A 19333-nucleotide genomic window follows, 5' to 3' on the forward strand; every position below is an offset into this window, starting at 1 on the left:
TTACTTCCCGTCATGACTGAAACAGCTTTCTCCAGAATGGCTTCCTGGCGACCGGTGCTACTGTTCGGCTTGGCACAGAAGGCGCATCATTTATAAGTCTTTCCAGATCCGCGACAAGCCCGGCAAACGTTTCCTTCAACGATTGCACCGTCTCTGCGCCAATCGATGCCTCGTTGTAGTCAAACACGCCAATGAAACCGCCGGGCTGGATGCGCACCCAGAACTCCACGGCGTACTCGGTGTTCAGGCGGGGCAGGTCCAGTTGCCTGAGCGCGAGGTCGGCGATGGAGGTGGGCCGGTTGCGAATGTCCTGAAAGGCAAAGCTGGCCTGGACAAACTCCGGAAACAGCTTTCTTTCGGCAGGCGTATTCCTGACGATATCGGCGTAGGTCACGGCTTGGTGATCCAGTGTTTCCCTGAGTTGGCTGCCCAGGCTGGCAATGCGTTCCCTGAAGCTTGCGGATGGCGCCTGAAGTAAACAGGGGATGGTCGTTACAAAGCTGCCAATCAGGTTGATCACGTCGGCGCGTTGACGACCGGAGGTAGGCACGCCCAGCACAATGTTGTTGTCTTTGTGCGCCCGGGAGATGGTCTCGGCGAACAGACAAAACAGGACTTCGTGAAGTTTGAGCCCGAGCTCACTGCCTATTTTTTCCACCGTTGCAAGATTGGCTTCCGGGAACTCAAGAGTCTCCCGGGCACATTGGTTGGGCTTGGCCTTGTTTGCGCTTGTCAGGGCCTCGGGTTCCAGGATGTGGGTGAGTTTGGCCCTGTGGTAATCAACATCCTCAGTTGACGCACCTTTTTCAATGGACCACTCAGCATAATCCCGAAATTCGAAGGCCAGCTTGTTGGGCTTTTCCCGTTCTGTATTGCTCAGTACCAGATAAGCGTCCTCCAGTTCCTTGAGGAAGATATCGAATGACCAGCCATCGAAGATCAGTTGGTGAGGTACGAATACGTAGTGATAACGAGAACCGCCCAGTATAAACAGCGTGGAGCGGAACAGCGGTCGGTCGAGCACCTTGAAGGGTTTGAACGCCAGGTCCCGGGAGTGTTTCAACGCCACTTCCTCGGGATTGTCCTCGCCGGTCAGATCAACAACATCGAGCACGGGAGCCTGTTTCAGCGGCAGGATGCCTTGCTGGTAACGGCTGTCCACCTGGGTTATGACCGTTCGCAACGCGGTCTGGCGCTCGAACACTTTCGCAAGGCTGCGAGTGAAGATGTCGATCTTCAAATCGCCTTCGAGGAACCAGGATGCGGGCAGGTTGTTGCAGACGTTATCCGGGTAGGACAACTGGCGTACAAGCATCCGTGTCTGTTCGTGGCTCAACAAGCGCCTCTGTGCCGTGGGCAGTTCCGCCGGTGAGTCTTCGTGTTCGGTGGAGGCTGGCTTGCTGTGAGAGACTTTCTCGGCAATTTCACTGAGACTGAGCCCAACAATGTCCTCCGGCGTCAGTTTGATGCCGGTCTGGCTCTCTATCCTGCGAATGGCCTGCAGGGCGAGCAATGAGTGACCCCCCAAGCTAAAGAAGTTGTCCTCGCGCACAATCCGTGACTTGGAGTTGAGTACGTCGGACCAGACATCGGCAATCATCTCTTCGGTCTGGTTCGCCAACGCGGAGGCCTTGAGGATACTGGACTCGCGAAGCTCAGGTTTGGGCAGGCGGCGCCGGTCCATCTTACCGCTGGGGCTCAGGGGAACGGCCTCGATGGCGATGATGTACTGGGGAATCATATACGCCGGTAACACCTTCCGCAGTTCCTTGCGGATGTTTACCACATTGGGTTCGTTCCCGGATTCGGAAACCACACAGCCAACGATGCGAGCGTCGCCCGGCGACAGCTCCCAGACATACGCACAGGCGGACTTGACGTCCGGGCAGGTGACGAGGGCGGATTCGATATCACCCAGCTCAATACGATAGCCGCGCACCTTCACCTGGTCATCCATTCGGCCCAGATGCTGGAGGTTGCCGTCCGGGTCCCACTTGGCGAGGTCACCGGTGGCGTACAGTCGGCCGTGGGTTGGGTGGTCAACGTATTTTTCCGCAGTGAGCTCGGGCCGATTGTGGTAACCCGTTGCCAGCCCAAGGCCGCCGATGTACAGCTCGCCCGGGCAGGAAAGAGGCAACGGATTACATTCCCGATCAAGAATATGCACCTGGGTATTGCCGATGGGCTGACCGATGGAGATCAGTCTGTCGGTCAGGCGCAATCGGTGGCAGGTGGACCAGACGGTGGTTTCGGTGGGGCCGTACATATTCCACAGTTCGTCCAGGCATCCGAGCAGATCCCGCACCAGATCCTGGGGCAGTGGTTCACCGCCGCAGAGCCCCCTCATCCTTACGCCATCCTGCCGCCAGTCCGTATCCAGCAGTATGCGCCAGGTTGCCGGGGTGGCCTGCATGATGGAGATCTGGTGGTCGAGAATCAGTTGGCGCAGTTTCTCACCGTCCTTCACGCTGTCCTTGTCGGCAATCACGGTGGTAGCACCCTGGGTCAGGGGTAGCAAAAGCTCCAGGAAGGAGATATCGAAGGAGAAGGTGGTCACCGCGAGCAAGCGGTCCGTGGCCACGCAGCCTGGTTTCTCGGCCATGCTCTCGAGGAAGTTGATCAATGCCCGGTGAGGGACCAGCACACCCTTGGGTTTGCCGGTGGAACCGGAGGTGTAGATGATGTAGGCCGTTTGCTCCGGGGCGATATTGACCGGTGGCAGGGACGACGAAGCAGCCGCATTCTGGTTAACCGCCTCGTTGATATCGACTTTGACCAGGTCCAGGCCAGCGATCGCCGCTGGTGTTTGTGGATCGACGATAACGGCGGAGGCCTCGGAGTCTTCAATCATGTGCTGCAAGCGGGCTTCCGGAAAATCCGGGTCCAGGGGAAGGTAAATCGCCCCCAGCTTGAGGATACCGATAATCGCGGCCAGGGCAGCGTCTGAGCGCTCGACACATACCGCCACCGTATTGCTTGCGGCGATACCCTGGCTGGCAAGGATGGCGGCCACAGCATTACTGCGTTCTTCAAGCTCCTGGTAAGTCCAGCGACGGTCGCCAAACTCGCAGGCCACGGCATCCGGCGTGGTGGAGACATGGTGCTGAAGGGCTTCGATGACTGTGCCATGGGTCATGTCGCGCTGGGTGTCGTTGGCGCGCTGAACCACGTTTGGTTCCTGTTCTGCCAGGGCAATGCTGCCTACAGCCACCTCTGCATCCGTCGTGGCGGACGACAGGACCTTTTCCAGGGCTTGCAGCCAGGACACGATGGTGGCCTCGCTGAATAGCGCCGTGGAATAAGTAGCCTCGATGGTCAGGCTGTCGGACGAGGGCAGGATGTTCAGGAACATCTCGAAGTTTTCCGCGGCACGGGGCACGGTCCTGACTTTGCCTTCAATATCGCCAAACCGGATGGTTTCCAGGGGCTGGTCAATGTTGAAAATGGTGTTGATCAGCGGAACACGGGTTCGGTCAACGTTGATGGCTTCAATGAGCTTGCCGAACGTGAAGTTTGAATGCTCGGTGGCATTGAGTACTTCGGATTTGACCTGCTTGCACAGCTCAGAAAACCGGGTATCCGGTGTCAGTTGTGTGCGGATTGGCAGCAGGTGCACCATGTGGCCAACCTGTTTGAGGCGGTTCTGTGTGGCCTGGCCCGCAACGGGAAGCCCCACCACCATATCGTCGCTGGACGTCAGGCGATGCAGCAGCACGAAATACCCCGCCAACACCATATTCACCATGCTGACTTTCATGGCGGCTGCGGCTTTGGGCAGTCGCTTGGCCAGTTCCGGGTCTATCCGGTAATCCAGCCGGGTTGCTTCGAAGGTTCGAAAATGGGGCCGCGGGTAATCCAGGGGCAGATCCAGGTTCGGCGGCACCTCGGCAAAGCGATTGATCCAGTAATCGTTGTCGATGTTGCTGATCTCTTTGGAATCCACCATCTCCGCGTAATCGAAGAAGGAGATATCCGCCCCGCTGTCGACGGATTGCGCGCGCTGAGTGCCATAGGATTCGGCCAGCTCGGTCAGCATCAGCCCGATGGACCAGCCGTCACAGACAATATGATGGGCGGCCAAAACCAGTTCGTGGGTGTTGCTGTCGAGCTTCATCAGCCATGCGAACAGGAGCGGGCCTTCTTCCAGGTTCATGGGGGAGATGGCGATGTTCTTCCAAAGGTCTTTAATGGCGGCTTCCTGTTCGCTCGGGGTACCGTCACTGATGTCTTCCACCTCCAGTCTGAACGTAGAGGTGTCATGCAGGCAGATTTCCGTGCCGTTCCTGGAAAACGTCGCTCTCAGGATGTCGTGTTTGGCAATCAGGCCATCGAAGCATTGGCGGAGCAAATCGATGTCGAGGTTGCCTGACAGTTTGACGGATACGGCCTCATTAAACGCCGTATTGGCAACGTCACTGATCTGGGCAGAGGCGATGATCTCCCTTTGTGGTCCTGTTGCGGGGGCAACCCGCAACAGTTCACCACCGGCGAACGGATTGAAGCTGGCGGAACTCATGGCCGACCCACCTCCACGTATGCACCTTTGTTGTCCGGGTCTTCAATGAAGTAGGCGGGCTCGCCGTTCTCATTCTTACCCAGTCTGGCGCCCGCGGGAATACTGCCATTGCCGCTGAGATATTTCTTGGCTGCCACCTGGTCGCCTTCGAGCAGGCCGTTGACGATGAGGTTTGCCAGCGCAGACTTGAACGCCTGCAGTATTTTTTTCACATCCTCGGCGGAGTGCTGGGTTGTGAGGAAGTTCGGTCGGTACTGCTGGATGTGGATGCCGTCGAGCGTCATCGACAGAAACAGGAGGTGCCCCCAGTGAGATGTCGGGGGAACGGAAATGTAGAACAGTGAGGCAAACTCCTCGAAGCTGACATTGGACTTCAACTGTTCGATAAAGGATTTGGCTTCCCTGGCCATGGCAGTGGTTTTCTCTTCCAGCGCCGGGTAAATCGAATCGCCATCTTCCTTGATCTTCGTGAGTACTGCCTTGGCAACCGCAAGAGCCAGCGGATGCCGGACAAATGTACCGGCGAAGAAGGTCACACCCTGTTCCGGAATGGAGTCGTCACCAAATTCCCAGTAGCCGCCATCCATCGCGTCCAGATATTTGGCCTTGCCTGCGATAATGCCAATAGGGTAGCCGCCCCCGACAACCTTGCCGTAGGTCATCATGTCGGCATCGATGTTAAAGCGTTTGCGAATACCGCCAGGGCCCACGCGGAAGCCGGTTACAACTTCGTCCAGGATCATCGCCACGCCATTTTCTTCGGTAATCTTGCGGATCTCGCTGATGTATTCCTGGCTATGGAATTGGGGTTTCCTGCTTTGTACCGGTTCCACCAATACGGCGGCCAGTTCATCACCCAGTTTGCGGATTTCGTCCAGGCTGCTCTGTTCACCCCAGGGCAGAAGAATCATGTTCGAGGTCGCTTCCCTGGGTACCCCAGGCGCGGCGGGCAGGGCCTTGTGGTCCTTGCCGACGCGCATGACCACTTCATCGTGTATACCGTGGTAGGAGCCTTCAAAGGCAACCACCTTGGTGCGGCCGGTGACGGTGCGGGCGACTCGGAGGGCGCCGACGTTCGCCTCGGAGCCGGTACAGGCAAAGGTGCACCGTTCATTGCCAGTCAGTTCACAGAAGAGTTCGGCCACTTCGCCCGCGAGCGGGGATTGCGGGCCGGTTTCCACGCCTCGGTCGATCTGGGCCTTGGCGGCGTTCGAGATGAAGTCCGGTGAGTGGCCAAACAGGATGGGGCCGAAACCGTTGGAGGTATCAATAAGTTCGTTGCCATCGATATCCCAGAGTTTCGATCCTTTCGACTCCACCGTGACAATCGGGAAAATGACTTCTTTCCAGCCCGGGTTGAAGCCGGAAACACTCCTAGGATCGGCCAGGTGTTTCCTGTGCTTCTGGGTATAGCTCTTGGACCCTGCGTATTTTTCCTGGTATTTCGTCATCAACCGGTCGATCCACTCCCGCTGAGCCGAGGTGATTTCGGTATTGGTTTTCTCCCGGGTGATACGGGTGCCGGGTGTGTGGGCCGGTTTGCTGGGCGCGTCGTCGGAGCTCTCGTTGGCGCTTGTCCGTTCCTTATTCGTAGCAGCTGCTGGGGATGGCGAGGAAACGGCTGCCTGTTGCGTTTGCGGAACGCCCTGTGCCGGTGAAACACCCTGTCTTCCAAGGGCCTGGAGTTGCATCTGCATAATCTGCAATTGAGCGTTCACGATATCCTGGATATTGCCACTTGAGGCTGACATCACGGCACTAAAATCGACACCGGTGGGCATGGATGCCTGGCTAGCACTGGCTGGCTGACCAGTTGCCTCCTGTGTCGGTGGTGCAGCCTGGGTGACAACTTCGGGTTCAACCTGGGAAGCAATAAACTCCGAAATCAACTCAAGGGACGTGTATTCCTCCACGAGATGCCTGAACGTGATCCCGAGTTTGAACTGCCGCTCCAGCGCGGTCGCGACCTGGGTGAGCAGCAACGAATCCAGACCGACCTCACTGAAGTGTGAGGCTGGGTCCGCGTCGCCCAGTTCATACCCTGACACGTCTTCAATAATGGCCATGACATCGGCCTGGATCTTTTCGGAATGCTGTTTTGAGTCCATTTTAACGTCCTGTGTAACCGGGATTGCCGGATTAGCCAGATGATTGAGTTGCGAAGCTGCCGCCGTTGAAGGGGCGATGCTGTTGGTCATGTTTGCGGCGCTGTTGTTGACCGGGCCAAGCCAGAATGAGTCTTCCGCAAATGCGTAGCCTGGTAGCCGTTCTTTGCCAACCGCCAGGCCTTCAAAGTATTGTTCCCAGTCCAGGCTGTGCCCATCGACCCACAACTGCCCGATGCAGCGATAGATGTCATTTTCCGCCTTCTCGTCGGTGCCTTTGTTGGTGAGAGCAGGGTAGGCCCGGATCCCTTCAAGTTCCCTGTGGCTACTCGCCAGATTGACCAACGTATTACCGGGCCCGACCTCCACAAGACTGATGCGTTCGCCGTCGTTTTCATGGCTGAGACTGAGAGCTTGCAAGGCACTGGAAAACAGCACCGGGTTTCTGAGCTGTTGCGACCAGTACCGGGCCGACATCGCCTCCTCATCCGTCAGCAATGCGCCAGTCATGGTTGAATAGATGGGAATCGAGGGCGCCTGCCTCTGGATCGTGGACACGAACGCTTCGAACTCGGGAACGATGGGGTCCATCATCGACGAGTGGAATGCATGGCTGGTCTGCAGGATGGTACTGGCGATCTTCCGCTCGGACAGTTCGGCGGAGATGGCTTTGATCGCCTCTTGCTCGCCGGAGAGCACCATAAGGCCGGGCGCATTCACCGCCGCCACTTCGGCCCGTTGGCCAACCAGATCTTCGATGTCGTCCGGGTTTGACCGCACAATGAGCATTTTTCCGGGCGGCATGCTTTGCATGAGGGCGCCCCGGGTGGCAACGAGCGCCACGGCATCCTCAAAACTGAAGATGCCGGCGAGGGCAGCGGCGGCGAATTCGCCAATGCTGTGCCCGATCAGAAACGAGGGGCTTACACCGCGTTCCTTCAGGTAGTTCGCCAGTCCGAATTCGAGCAGGAACAGGGCCGGTTGCACGAACGATGTCTGGTTTACCAGGCTTTCATCGGCGTTCTGGTCGCCCTTGGCATACAGAATACCGCGAACATCCACACCACTGGTCTTCAGTACAATCTCGCAACCGCGATCGAAGGTCTCCCGGTAGGACGAGGCGTTCTCATACAGCCATTTGCCCATATCCCTGGCCTGGGTGCCCTGGCCCGAGAACATGAAGCCGATACCCTGATTCGGATTTGTACTGGACTGCCCTCTGGCAAAGGACGCACCTTGGCTGAGATTCGCCAACGCGGAAGGCAGGTCCCGGCCGAAAACGATTGCCCTGTGATCAAAATGCTTGCGACCGTGGATGGAGGTATGGGACACGTTTGGCAGCGAGATGTCCTCCCTGCTACTGAAATAGTCGCCATACCGGGCAATCTGTCGTTCCAGTGACGGCTTGCTCTTGGCCGATAGCAGTATCGGGAAGTGGAGCTCGGGATTGGTCTCTTGTGTCCGCTCCGGCGACTTGCTGGGAATGTATTCCTCCAGGATCACGTGGGCATTGGTACCGCCAACACCCAGGGAGGTAACCGCCGCTCTGCGGGGAGAGGGCAGTTTCCAGGCTTCTACCGCTGTATTGACATAAAAATGGGATTTTTCCAGCTCCAACTTGGGGTTTGCGGTCTGGAAGAAAAGCGTGGGTGGTATCTTGTTATCACGGACGGCCAGGGTGGATTTAATCAGGCTGGCCAGGCCGGCGGCGTGGATGGCGTGCCCGATGTTGGATTTGACCGAACCAATCGCACAGGTTTTGTCACGGGCATCGTCCGAAGAATAACAGCGCCTCAGTGACAGCACCTCAATGGGGTCGCCGAGGGGCGTCGCTGTGCCGTGGGTTTCAATGAAGCCGACGGAGGAAGGTTCGATGTCGGCCCGCGCGAGGGCATCCTTATAGACGGCCACCTGGCCGGCGACGCTGGGGGCAGTGAAGCTGGCTTTCTGCTCGCCGTCGTTATTCACCGCGTAGCCTTTGATGACGGCGTAGATGGTGTCGCCATCCCGCTCTGCCAGATCACGGCGTTTCAGGATGATGGCGCCGGCGCCGTCGTTGAATGTAGTGCCGGTGGCGTCCTGGTCAAAGGGTCTGCAATGGCCGTCTTTTGAGAGCATGCTGCCTTCTTGGTAGGCGTATCCACGCTTGACCGGCGTGGAGATGGAAACGCCGGCGGCAATGGCCTGTTCGCACTGGCCGTTGTCGATGGCCTCACAGGCCTGCGCCACTGCGACGAGGCCGGTAGAGCACGCTGTAAAGACGTTGATGCTGGGGCCTTTCAGGTTGAGCTTGTAGGAGATGCGGGTACTCAGCAGGTCCGGTTCATTGGCCAGGCCACAGTTGAGCACGCCATAGCTGTCGATCACTTCCTTGTTCGGGAGAACATACTGCTGGTAATAGCGGGCCCAGTTCATACCGGCGAAGACACCGGTACGGTAGTGGGTGTCACCCGGAGGAATGTTCGCATCTTCAAGGGCATGCCAGCTTAGTTCGAGCAGGATGCGCTGTTGGGGGTCCATCACCCGGGCTTCGATCGGTGAGATGCCAAAGAACTTGGCATCAAAACGATCATAGCCGTCAACAATACCCTTGGCTTTAACATAGGCCGGGTTGGAGCGTTCTTCCGCGTTGACGTCGGGGCTCAGCTCGTCATCGGTAAAGAAACTGACGGTTTCCTTGCCCGCAAGTAGATTCTGCCAGTATTCATCCAGATTGTTGGCGCCCGGGAAGCGGCATGCCATTCCGATGATGGCGAACTCATTGATATTCCTGCCGCCCCGCCGGTCAGAGGCCTCGGTTTCGCCGGCACCGGAACGCGTGGCGAAGAACGACGCCTGCTGCTGGATGGTTGGGTACTCGAATACAAACGTGGCGCTGAGCTCAATGTCAAAGGTGCGTTCCAGCAGAGTTGCCAGTTTCAGGGCTTCCAGGGAGGTGCCACCGGCGTCCATGAAGTTGTCGGTATCATCGACGGGGCGGTTCAGTATGGCGCTCCAGCTTTCCCGGATGCGATCCCTGGTTAATCGGGAGGTCTGTGGGGCACCTTTCTTGGCCGTAGCGTATGGGTCCGGCAGGCGTGCCTCATCCAGTTTGCCGTTTTTATTCTTCGGCAATTCAGCCACCTGGATAATAAAGTGAGGAATCATATAGGCCGGGAAAACCTCGCCCAGTGCCTGTCGGAGGGAATGAGTGCCGACGTCTGATTCCGCCACCAGATAGGCGGCAAGGCGTTTTTGCCCCTGCGGTCCGATACGGACAACGACCCGGGCCTCGGTGACATAATCAAGGCTGTTTAACTGATACTCGATCTCGCCCGGCTCGATGCGATGCCCGTCAATTTTGACCTGCTTATCGATCCTGCCGAGATAATCGTAGCTACCGTCTTCATTAAGTTGTGCCAGGTCGCCGGTCCTGTAAGCGGTTCGAACCTGGCCATCGTCGGTTGTCACCTGAACGAACTTCTCCGCAGTCAGTTCCGGTCTGTTCAGATAACCCAGTGCAAGGCCATCGCCAAAGGCGACAAGCTCACCGCTCTGATTCGGACCTTCGACCAGGTTCAGTTCGTCATCCACAAGAGCGCATTGGGTACCAGGGATAGGAAACCCGATGGGAATGCGTTTGATGTCGTCCTGCAGTTTCCTGGGTATCGGGAACACAGTGGTAAACGTCGTGTTCTCAGTAGGGCCATACCCGTTGAACAGGGCGGTTCCGGGCAGGTATTCAAGCGCTTTTTTCACGTGTGGTACGGAAAGCGCTTCGCCCCCTGTCAGTAGCTGTTTAATAGGCTTGAGGTAGTCCGGGTATTCCGCGATGAATGTGTTAAACAGGGAGGCGGTAAGCCATAAGGTGCTGACACCACGCTCCAGGATAACGTCCCTGATGCGATGGGGTGTGAGTACGTCGGTCTCCGGATGCAGTACACAGGTTCCACCATTGAGCAACGGCCCCCAGAGTTCCAGCGTGGAAGCATCAAAACTCAGCGCTGATAACTGCAGGAACGTCTGGTCCGATGAAAACGATATGAAATCAGTATTGGTGACCAGTCGAAGTATTGCGCGGTCGGGAATTACCACCCCTTTGGGCTCTCCCGTCGAGCCTGAGGTAAACATGACGTACGCTGGCCGCTCACCATTTTCAGAAATAACCGGTATTTTCACATCACTTTGTAAGGAATCGGCTGTATTTACCCATGAAATATCAAGATGTTTAAGTAAATGACTTCCGGGAGCATCTATTCCAAACTTTGCAGAAACAGATTTGGCGATGAAATGTTGACGTTCTTTTGGGTAATTGGCGTCAATAAATACATAGTGAGCACCACAAAGAAGTATGCCCAGTAAGTTGGCGCATAAGTCCGGATGTCTTTCGGACGGAAGTATAACCGGGAAGCCTTCTTTTACGCCTGATTTTGCCAGGCAGCTGGCAATTGCCTGGGCTTTGTCGAATAATTCGGTATAGGTGAGTTCGTTCCAGGTGTGATTGTCTTGCCAGGTAACGGCAGTGTGGCCGGGGTAGTTCTGAGCAACTTCAATGAATCGGAAAATGACGGTTTGCTGGCAACTGCTGGCGGTCATGACAAAACATCCTGTTTGACAATCGTACCTATAAGATCCAATGAAGTGTTGCTGCAGCTTTTCAAAAACCTTTGAACATAAAGGTGAAAGGTTTTCGGCCTTCGCTATCCTCCATCATTAAAAAAAATATAACAGTCTTTCTTTTCGATTGAAATGGAATTTGAATCAGCTTTCAGTTTCTTTATCACGGTGTAAATAAATGAGTATGGACACCCTGTTTCCAAGCACCTTTAAAAAACGTTGGTTACGGCCCATAAAGCAGTGGGTTTACCGCCTTTTTGAAGTAAAGTCCGGCATTTTGCTCTCTCAGTCGGTTGTTGACGTGTCGGTGTCAGAAGCAACAAGGGATAACGCGCCACCGCACATAACCGAAGCCAGAGGGATGGAATCCGGGCTTCCGGTGTCCAGCGAAGAGTTTCAGCGCCGCACCCGCCAGGGTAACCGCCTCTATCAGATGCACCTTGATAACCAATTGGTGTCCTGGGGCTGGGTTGCCGGGGCAGGATCCCGTATTGGCGTTTTGCACGATCTTTATCTGACCGTTCCCGAGGGGGCTCTCTATATCTGGGATTGCGTAACCATTCCCGAGTACCGTGGTAGAGGATGCTTTCCGAGGTTACTTGAGGGAATCCTTTGCGCAAACCGACCTACATCGACACTTGCCCTGGTAGCAGTTGATGTTCGCAACGGTGCCTCCAGGCGAGCTCTGGTCAAAGCGGGCTTTCGTCCGGGATTTACGTACATCAGCGTCCGAACCCTGGGCCTGGGCCTGTTCAGTATTGCCTTCAAGGGCAGAAATGTGGGCAGGGCGCAGCCCTGGTTTGATGCGATAGGGCAATGATTCGCCCAAGCTTGATTCAGGTCAGAAAACTCTGTTCGTAATGCATATGGTAGTGCTTGCAGCTTTTCTGCCCATGGAATATGGTAATTTTGTAATCAGGGAATCCAGAAAAGCAGGGGCCACCTTAACAAGTGCGATTCAAACGGGTCGCTGTGGGTTGTTGAAACAGGAAGTTGCGATGAGCTTATTTGACCTTTCCGGGCCGGAATCCATAAAAACCATCCCCTTTCCCTCTGAACAGGACGGATTGCTTCCCTATATCCGTCGCCGTCAGCCTTTGTTACTGAGTGGCATCAAGGAGTCTTTGCCGTTCATCCAGGACTGGAACTACGATTTTTTTAGAGAATCGCTTAAATCGATTCGGATACAGAGACAGTCGGAAGACGGAATCTACCATTATCTCGGCTTTGAACGCATTCCCATGGCGGAGTTTGACGAGGTAATGCGGACCACCGGAAATGGCTATGCGCTTGAACCGCTGAAGGGGCGCGGTGTGTCCGAGGACCTGCCAAACGATGTTTCGGTCACGTTACCGGCATTTGTACCTCAATCCCGTTTCCGGGTATCCAACCTTTACATCGGGCCCGGTAAAAACAAATCGTTGTTGCACTACGATGAGACCCACAGCCTGTTAATGATGCTCGAGGGGCGCAAACGATTCATTCTCTTCGCGCCGGATCAAAGCGATTGCATGTATCCCTACAGCCCATTCAGTTTGCGGGCATTGCTGGAGAATCGGGTGGTGGACAGCAAGATAGACTGCCAGAAGCTGGACCTGGAGGCCTTCCCGAAGTTGGGGAAGGCAAAGGGTATTACCGGCTGGCTGGAAGAAGGGCAGGCGCTTTTTATTCCCGCCGGCACCTGGCACTTCATTGAAGCGGAAGGCCGTAATGTGTCCGTCAACTACTTCTGGCTGCAGAACCGTGTCAGGGACTGGCTGCAGCAACCATTGCTTGATTTCTGGCTGAAACGACGCGCTATTGATGTGCTGGACCAGCTTCGCAAGGTTAAACACAAGTTGTCTGCAGCTGCTTAGGAAACACTAATACTGTGGAACTAAGAATTATCAGAACTGAGGAGGCATTCAACCGGATTAGACCACAGTGGGACGAATTGCTGTCGACCCTGGACCCTATTCCCCTGCCATTAACGCATGCCTGGCTGCAGGCTTGGTGGCGCGCCTTTTCGATCAATATGCAGTTGGAATTCCGGTGTGTCTATATCGAGGGAGCCTTGGTTGGCGTTGCGCCGCTTGTCCGGGTTCGTGAGCGCTATCGGGGAGTTCCGGTAACACTCCTTAAGCTTGCCGCCAACGGTCACACCCCCTATTCGTCCATCGTCGTTGATTCAGCGGTGATTGGTCGGGACAGGGAAGCAGTGTTGGGGTTGCTCACACAGCTAAGCGGTGACGAAGTCGGTCTCTTCTTCAAGATACACCAGAACAGCGACTTGAAGCGCTTTTTGCTGGACCGCTCTATACCTGGGCACAATCGGGTCGGTGAAAAACCCAGCCTATACACGCCTGTTATTCGCATTGATCAACCCTGGGAAGCCTTTTACCGGTCCCGACCGAGGAAGTTGAAGAAAAGTCTCAACCATAAATTGAACCGGTTTGGAAAAAATGCCGGTTTTTCCATTCATGAAGAGGTCATTTCAAGCCCGGATCAGGACACTGTCCGGGAGTTGGTGGAGATTTCCGCCAACAGCTGGAAGGCAACTGTTGGCAATGATCTGCGCTCGAACGAACGAAGCCGCCGATTTCTGTACAACCTGATCGAATCGTTTGGGCCTCCCGGTCTGGTGTCGGCCTGGATCGTTCGTGACGGTGAGCGCCCGGTGGCATTCGAAGTGCACCTCAAATACGACGACATTGTTTATCCGATCCGTGCAGATTTTGACGAGTCTTATAAAGCCTATTCACCAGGCTCTGTTCTTGAGTACACGGCGCTGAAGCGGCTATTTGAAAAGGGGCTGGCAAAAGAGTACTACACCTGTGCGGACGACTACTGGTATCTGAGTAACTGGACATCAGAGTACCAGTCATATTGCACCGTTGAGCTTTTCGGAGCTAGCCCAAAGCTTCGTCTTTTGTACCTGCTCGAATACCGACTCATTCCCATATTAAAGCGCTTTCTGGGGAAGCGCGCTAAACAACGCCGCCGTCCCGATGGACAGAAAGGAGAGTGAATCAATGAGGACGCTGGTGATTGTCAGTCCTGACAAGTCTGATATCTATTTTGCCAATCAGTTGGCCAATGCCTTGAATGTAGTGGGGATTGTTGTTGAGAATCAGACGCCGGATAAAGATCGCTCTTCGCTGGCTACCAAAGCTATAAAGTACCTGTCCACGCCCGGTCAGTTCTTTCGCAAGGTGCTGGAGGTTATGGACAGGCGGTTTATTGAACCGCGCCAGCCCTACAATGATCCTGCGAATTCACTGGATTTTGGCGAAGAAGGGCGTGTTCTGGTGGTGAAAAAGGGTGTCGAAATACTCCGTACGCAAGGGGTGAATGCGATTAACAGCCCCGAATACCAGTCCTGGATTCGAGATCGGCGGCCTGATGTCATTGCCGTTTGTGGTGCCTCAATTCTAAGAGCGGATCTACTTGCGATTCCGGAATACGGTGTCCTCAACCTGCATGGGGGGCTCTCTCAGTTTTACCGTGGTCTGTTTACAACAGACTGGGCGATACACAATCGCGAGCCGGAGTGCGTTGGTGCCACCGTGCATTTTGTGTCTGAAGGGGTTGATGATGGCGATGTGGTATACCAGGGTCGGCCACGTATCGAAGTAGGTGACCATCCCAACAGTCTGTATGAGAAAGTGGTTCGCCTCGGAGTGCAAATGATGGTGCGGGCGATCTCGGACATCGAACAGTCCCGATGCGTGAGAAGCAGGCTTGAATCGAAGGGGGATCTATACCTCCACAATATGTTCCATGTCGCGGCAAAGCGGACTACCTGGCGCCAGATTGAAACGGGCGCGATTACTGATTATCTGGCCAATCAGATCGAACGCGACCAGAGGGTGAGGGGGGCGCTCATCAACGAGTTCAGCACTCCGACGAAAGTGAGTTAAGGCAATTAAGGTCGCGAGTTTTCAAGAAACCGGCTGAACGCTTTTCGTTGCTGGTCGCAATCAGCGATTTCGTTACCCTCGCAGCGCCCTGCCAAGGCCCATAGCGCGCCGCGGCTGTCGCCGGTGATTTTGTTGAAAGCTCCGGTGATTTTGGCTTTGATCCGCGAGTCCGTAAGGGTGTCGCCGACGCCATACCATGACCAGATGATGATCTGTTCTCCACCTGTCTGGCGCTTGATGATGGTTTCGTTAATACGGTTCAGACCGGGATACGAATCGATATCCAGTTTCTGACCGCTCTGGGATACGAGTGTCCATTCATCCCCGTTGAAAAGCCGGTTACGGTAATAAATCAGTTCTTTGTCCTGGGACTGGAGACGATAGCCGGTGATTTGCAACTGTACCTGTTGCAGATCATCGGATACGTATACCCCACCCAGGTTTATGTCCGGATTTTGATAATCGGGTTGCCAGATGTTGGCGTGTTTGAGCGGCCCCCGCCACTCTGGTAAGGATTCCGGCAGGGATGGGTTCCACTCCACAGCCATCCTCTCGGTTTTCGCTTGAACGGCGAGTGGCACCAGGGAAGGCCAGACAACAAGCACAGAAGCAATGACCGGCCAGGCGATGGATGAGCGCACCCGTTCCGGAGTGCCGGCTGAGGCCGGCGTGGCTGCAGTGTCTTCAGATGGCTTATCCAGCCTCGCTGAAATATAGAAGAGGGGGACCAGGGTGAAGATCACAAACACCACCCAGCCAAAGAGTTCATGGTCTTCAACCAGTGAAGTTTCCATATTGGTGTAATGGCCGGCCGCAATAATGCCGAAGACCCGAACCCAATTGGCCAGCATCGACAGCAACGCGGAGATGAGTACTAGCTGAACCGTGGCCCTGTATGAGCGGTAATGGAGCTGCCCGTAAAAGCTGGCGAGAAAGAGCGCGACCATAAGGTATCGCACACCGCTGCAACCGTCCTCGACCAGGAAGGTGCCCACTTCCAGCATGATATAGAATTCCTTGATGGTGGCCTGTATCCCGGCCAACTGAAGGAAGATATTGTTGAAGAAAACGGTGATGTGCTGAAGCAGCGGAGACAGGTCATCCCAAACCGGTACCGCGAATATGAGCAGCATGATGGGGCCACCGGCGGCTTTCAGAAAACCCTTGCCCCAAATGGACCAACCCCAGAGAGTAACAATCAGGGGAACCAGCAGCAGACGGAACACCCGGATGTCCGCAGCCTGGGACAGCAGCAGGACGACACTCGCACCGGCCAGCAGGACCAGAGGCAGTGGCGCGGCGTTGATGCTGAGCTTTGCCAGGGACTCCTTTCTCAGGTAGAGCAGAAACAGGGTGCCGGCCAGCACCAGGAACCCGTGGTTGTAGATGATGGAGTCATACCAGAGGCTAAAAAAGGCCTGCCATTCGGCCCAAAGCCCAAAGACGAGCAAAGGCACCGATAGCAACCACAGGTACTGCCGGGAGAATCCTGTAACCGTTTGCATAAAGTCCTTTTATCCCTGGCCACCAAATTTTTCCAGCACCTTCCTTGCTGCAGAGTTCTTGCCCACGCTTCGATACGCCTCTGCCAGATGCAGTGCGATTTCTTCCGACTCTGGTTGCAGTTCATGAGCCTTTTCGAGAATCGGTACGCTGGCTTCGTGGTTGCCAGCCTTGAGCATGATCCATCCATAGGTGTCTGCCACTGCTGCGTTGTCAGGGCTAAGCTCGTAGGCTTGCTTTGCCAGACCGATTGCACGCTTGTCTCCACCTTCGTGATAAATCCAGGCCAGGTTGTTCAGCACCACAACGTTGCCAGGTGAGGTTTCAAGCAGGGTTTCGTAATTCGATTTGGCGCTTTCCTGCTGCCCCTCGGATTGCTGCAGCAACGCCAGGGAAAGAAGCAGTTGATTGCTGCCGGGATACGTTTTACGGGCAGTCTCAAGGAACGAGAGCGCTTCCTGCGTCTTACCGGATCGTTGCAGGTTTGTCGCGTATCCATTTGCGAGTTCGGCACTGGGTCGCTTGTTGAGGGCGAGCTGGTAGAGTTCAGCCGCTTGCTGGTACTCCTGCTGTCGTTCAAAATAAGCGGCTTCCGTCACGTAGGGCGCGGCTGACTCCGGGTGTTGTTGTTTGGTCTCTTGAATAATTCGTCGCGCTTCGTCTTCCTTGCCTTCGTTGAAGGCTTGTTGCGCGGCTTGAAGAGCGATGTCCTGGTTGTCAGGGAACAGTGCTCGTGCACGATCAAGGAGAGCGACTGCGCGGGCTGTTTCCCCCGAGTTCTGGAATGCGGACGCCGTGCTGCTATAGATGCCGGCGACAAAGGGCGTTGCTGGTGACGGTGTCGTTTGCTCTTTTCGCTCCAGTAGGGAGGCGGTTAAATCGTCCGCTTCCTGCCGTTTGTTATCCATAAGGGCAGCTTCAAGCAGGATCAGGCGGGGGCCAGTCGCTTCCGGATTCTCTTTGAGAATCTCCCGCATGAAACCTGTGGTTTCTTCGCGGCCCAGAACGGTCGCCAGCCCCTGAAGTGCCTGACGACTATCCGGGGCGAGCCTGACCGCAGCCCGGAACTGCTTCTGCGCTTCTGCCTGATCGTCCTGAGTCAGCGCCAGTCTACCAAGCGAGATCAGCGGGGCCGGCGATTCGGGCGCTTTCTCCCTGGCCTTGTTGAAATATGTTTTAGCCGCGTCCGCATTGCCTGCGGTGGCCGCAAGGCTTCCCCTGGTCATCAGGGCATTGATGCTATCCGGAACCTCCTCAATCCACTGAGAGGCGGTTTTCACAGCCGCATCCATATTGCCCGAGCGTGCCTGGGCTTCAACGATGACGCTGCGTGCCTGCTCCAGCTCCGGAGCGCTCTCAAGAACCCGGGTTGCCTCGGCGATCGCCCGGTCATGTTCACCCCGCTGGTTGAGGTAGGTCGCATACCGTAGCCTCAACTGGTGGTTGTCTGGGTTGCTTGCCAGGGCCTTGTCCATAAGCGTTTCGCCCGTTTTCAGGTCGCCACTGGCAAGCGTGGCAATGGCCACCATGGCAAGAGTTTCCGGATCGGAATCCTTGTCTTCCAGGTTGGAAAGTATCGCCTGTGCGCCTTCCGGGTTACGCATTTGCAGCCGTGCGGCGGCCAGTAACTTGCTGGCGGTCTCTGAATTTCCCGCTTCTGCGATGGGGGCCAGCAGCTTTTCAGCATCCTCGACCCGGCCTTGCCTGAACCGGACAAGGCCGAGCATCAGCGATGTCTGTTCATGGTTGGGAGCTTGTGTCAGGACTTCTTCCAGATAGCGCGCGGCCTCGTCGAGGTCGCCCTGTTCCACGGCCGCCTGGGCTGCCATGAGGTTGCTTTTGATCGTACCGGGGGCGGACTTGGCCAGTATTTCTTCATACACGAAGGCTTCTGACTGCTTTCCCTGGGCTCTAAGGACGCGAATGAGGGATGAAATCGTGGCGTACTTGCGCTGGGTCATCACATCGTACTGCCCGATGTCTTCAAGGGCCTTGATATAGGCATCTTCCGCTTTTTGCCACTCTTCCTGAGAAGCGGCGAGCTCGGCTTTCCAGAGCCACAATTCACCACTTTCACCATCAATACCTTCCGCCTCGCTGACCAGCGTTCGGGCCTTCGAAACGTCTCCGCCAGCGAACGCTGTTTTCGAGAGTCCTATCACTGATTCAACGTCCCCGGAGTCTATTTCCCGTGCTCGGTTGAATGCAGTGCGGGCTTTATCGAGTTCATTGGCTGCCAGGTAAATCTGGCCTTCCAACAATGCCGCCTGGGTTTCCACGGGCCGATCTGGCGAGGTGATGTCATCGAGAGCTGCCAGCGCATCGTCAAAGTCTTCCTGAAGAAGGTTGGCTTCTGCGAGGATCAGGCTGGCGCGGTTCCGCACCTTCGCATCGATTTGCTCTGCGGGGAGGCGTTCCAGGATCTGGTTAAGGTGCCGTTCGGCGTTGGCTGCATCGCCTGCCTTGAGGAGATTGTTGACGATCAGGAAATACGGTTCGATTTTTTCCGGCTGAAGTTCGATCGCGCTTCTGGCTTCCAGTGTGCTGGCCTTGAGCTCACCCTGACGCTGGAAAAAACGCGATTGGTCAATGTGACTCAGGTACTGAATGTCGTCCTGGCTCATCTCATCGTTGTCGCCACAACCGACGAGAGCAAACGAAATGGCGACTGAGAGGAGGGTGGCGCGTACTGCTATAACTGGCTTCATGGCCCT

At 55.8% G+C, this 19333-nt stretch carries 8 protein-coding genes; 4 read left to right on the forward strand and 4 right to left on the reverse strand.

Annotated features, from left to right (window positions below; genetic code table 11):
- Window positions 1-10: 10 nt before the first annotated feature.
- Window positions 11-4516 (reverse strand): non-ribosomal peptide synthetase, encoded by a 4506-nt coding sequence (locus tag MDG893_RS04515; RefSeq protein ID WP_007152542.1) that lies wholly within the window; start codon window positions 4514-4516, stop codon window positions 11-13.
- Window positions 4513-11196 (reverse strand): type I polyketide synthase, encoded by a 6684-nt coding sequence (locus tag MDG893_RS04520; protein ID WP_007152543.1) that lies wholly within the window; start codon window positions 11194-11196, stop codon window positions 4513-4515. Before MDG893_RS04520 ends, MDG893_RS04515 begins: the two co-directional genes overlap by 4 nt.
- A 199-nt stretch (window positions 11197-11395) precedes the next feature.
- Here MDG893_RS04520 and MDG893_RS04525 point away from each other — a divergent pair, with 199 nt between their 5' ends.
- The 4 genes from MDG893_RS04525 (at window position 11396) to MDG893_RS04540 (ending at window position 15116) form a co-directional block, all read left to right on the forward strand.
- A complete protein-coding gene (locus tag MDG893_RS04525) occupies window positions 11396-12037 on the forward strand; it encodes a GNAT family N-acetyltransferase (protein WP_007152544.1) in 642 nt (213 codons plus the stop codon).
- Window positions 12038-12215: 178 nt separating this feature from the next.
- Entirely contained in the window at window positions 12216-13073 is an 858-nt protein-coding gene (locus tag MDG893_RS20450) for a cupin-like domain-containing protein (RefSeq protein ID WP_050776460.1), read from the forward strand.
- A gap of 14 nt (window positions 13074-13087) precedes the next feature.
- The gene (locus MDG893_RS04535) at window positions 13088-14224 is read left to right on the forward strand and encodes a GNAT family N-acetyltransferase (protein ID WP_157132756.1); all 1137 of its coding nucleotides are present in this window, start codon (window positions 13088-13090) and stop codon (window positions 14222-14224) included.
- 4 nt (window positions 14225-14228) lie between these two features.
- A complete protein-coding gene (locus MDG893_RS04540; RefSeq protein ID WP_007152547.1) occupies window positions 14229-15116 on the forward strand; it encodes a formyl transferase in 888 nt (295 codons plus the stop codon).
- 5 nt (window positions 15117-15121) lie between these two features.
- On the opposite strand, the gene xrtA is transcribed toward MDG893_RS04540, so the two are convergent.
- Both xrtA and MDG893_RS04550 read right to left on the reverse strand, forming a co-directional pair.
- Entirely contained in the window at window positions 15122-16621 is a 1500-nt protein-coding gene (gene xrtA, locus MDG893_RS04545) for an exosortase A (RefSeq protein WP_007152548.1), read from the reverse strand.
- Window positions 16622-16630: 9 nt separating this feature from the next.
- On the reverse strand, window positions 16631-19327 hold the full coding sequence (locus MDG893_RS04550; RefSeq protein ID WP_007152549.1) for a tetratricopeptide repeat protein: 2697 nt from the start codon (window positions 19325-19327) through the stop codon (window positions 16631-16633).
- Between the last annotated feature and the right edge of the window lie 6 nt (window positions 19328-19333).

The organism is Marinobacter algicola DG893 (assembly GCF_000170835.1).
GTDB lineage: Bacteria > Pseudomonadota > Gammaproteobacteria > Pseudomonadales > Oleiphilaceae > Marinobacter > Marinobacter algicola.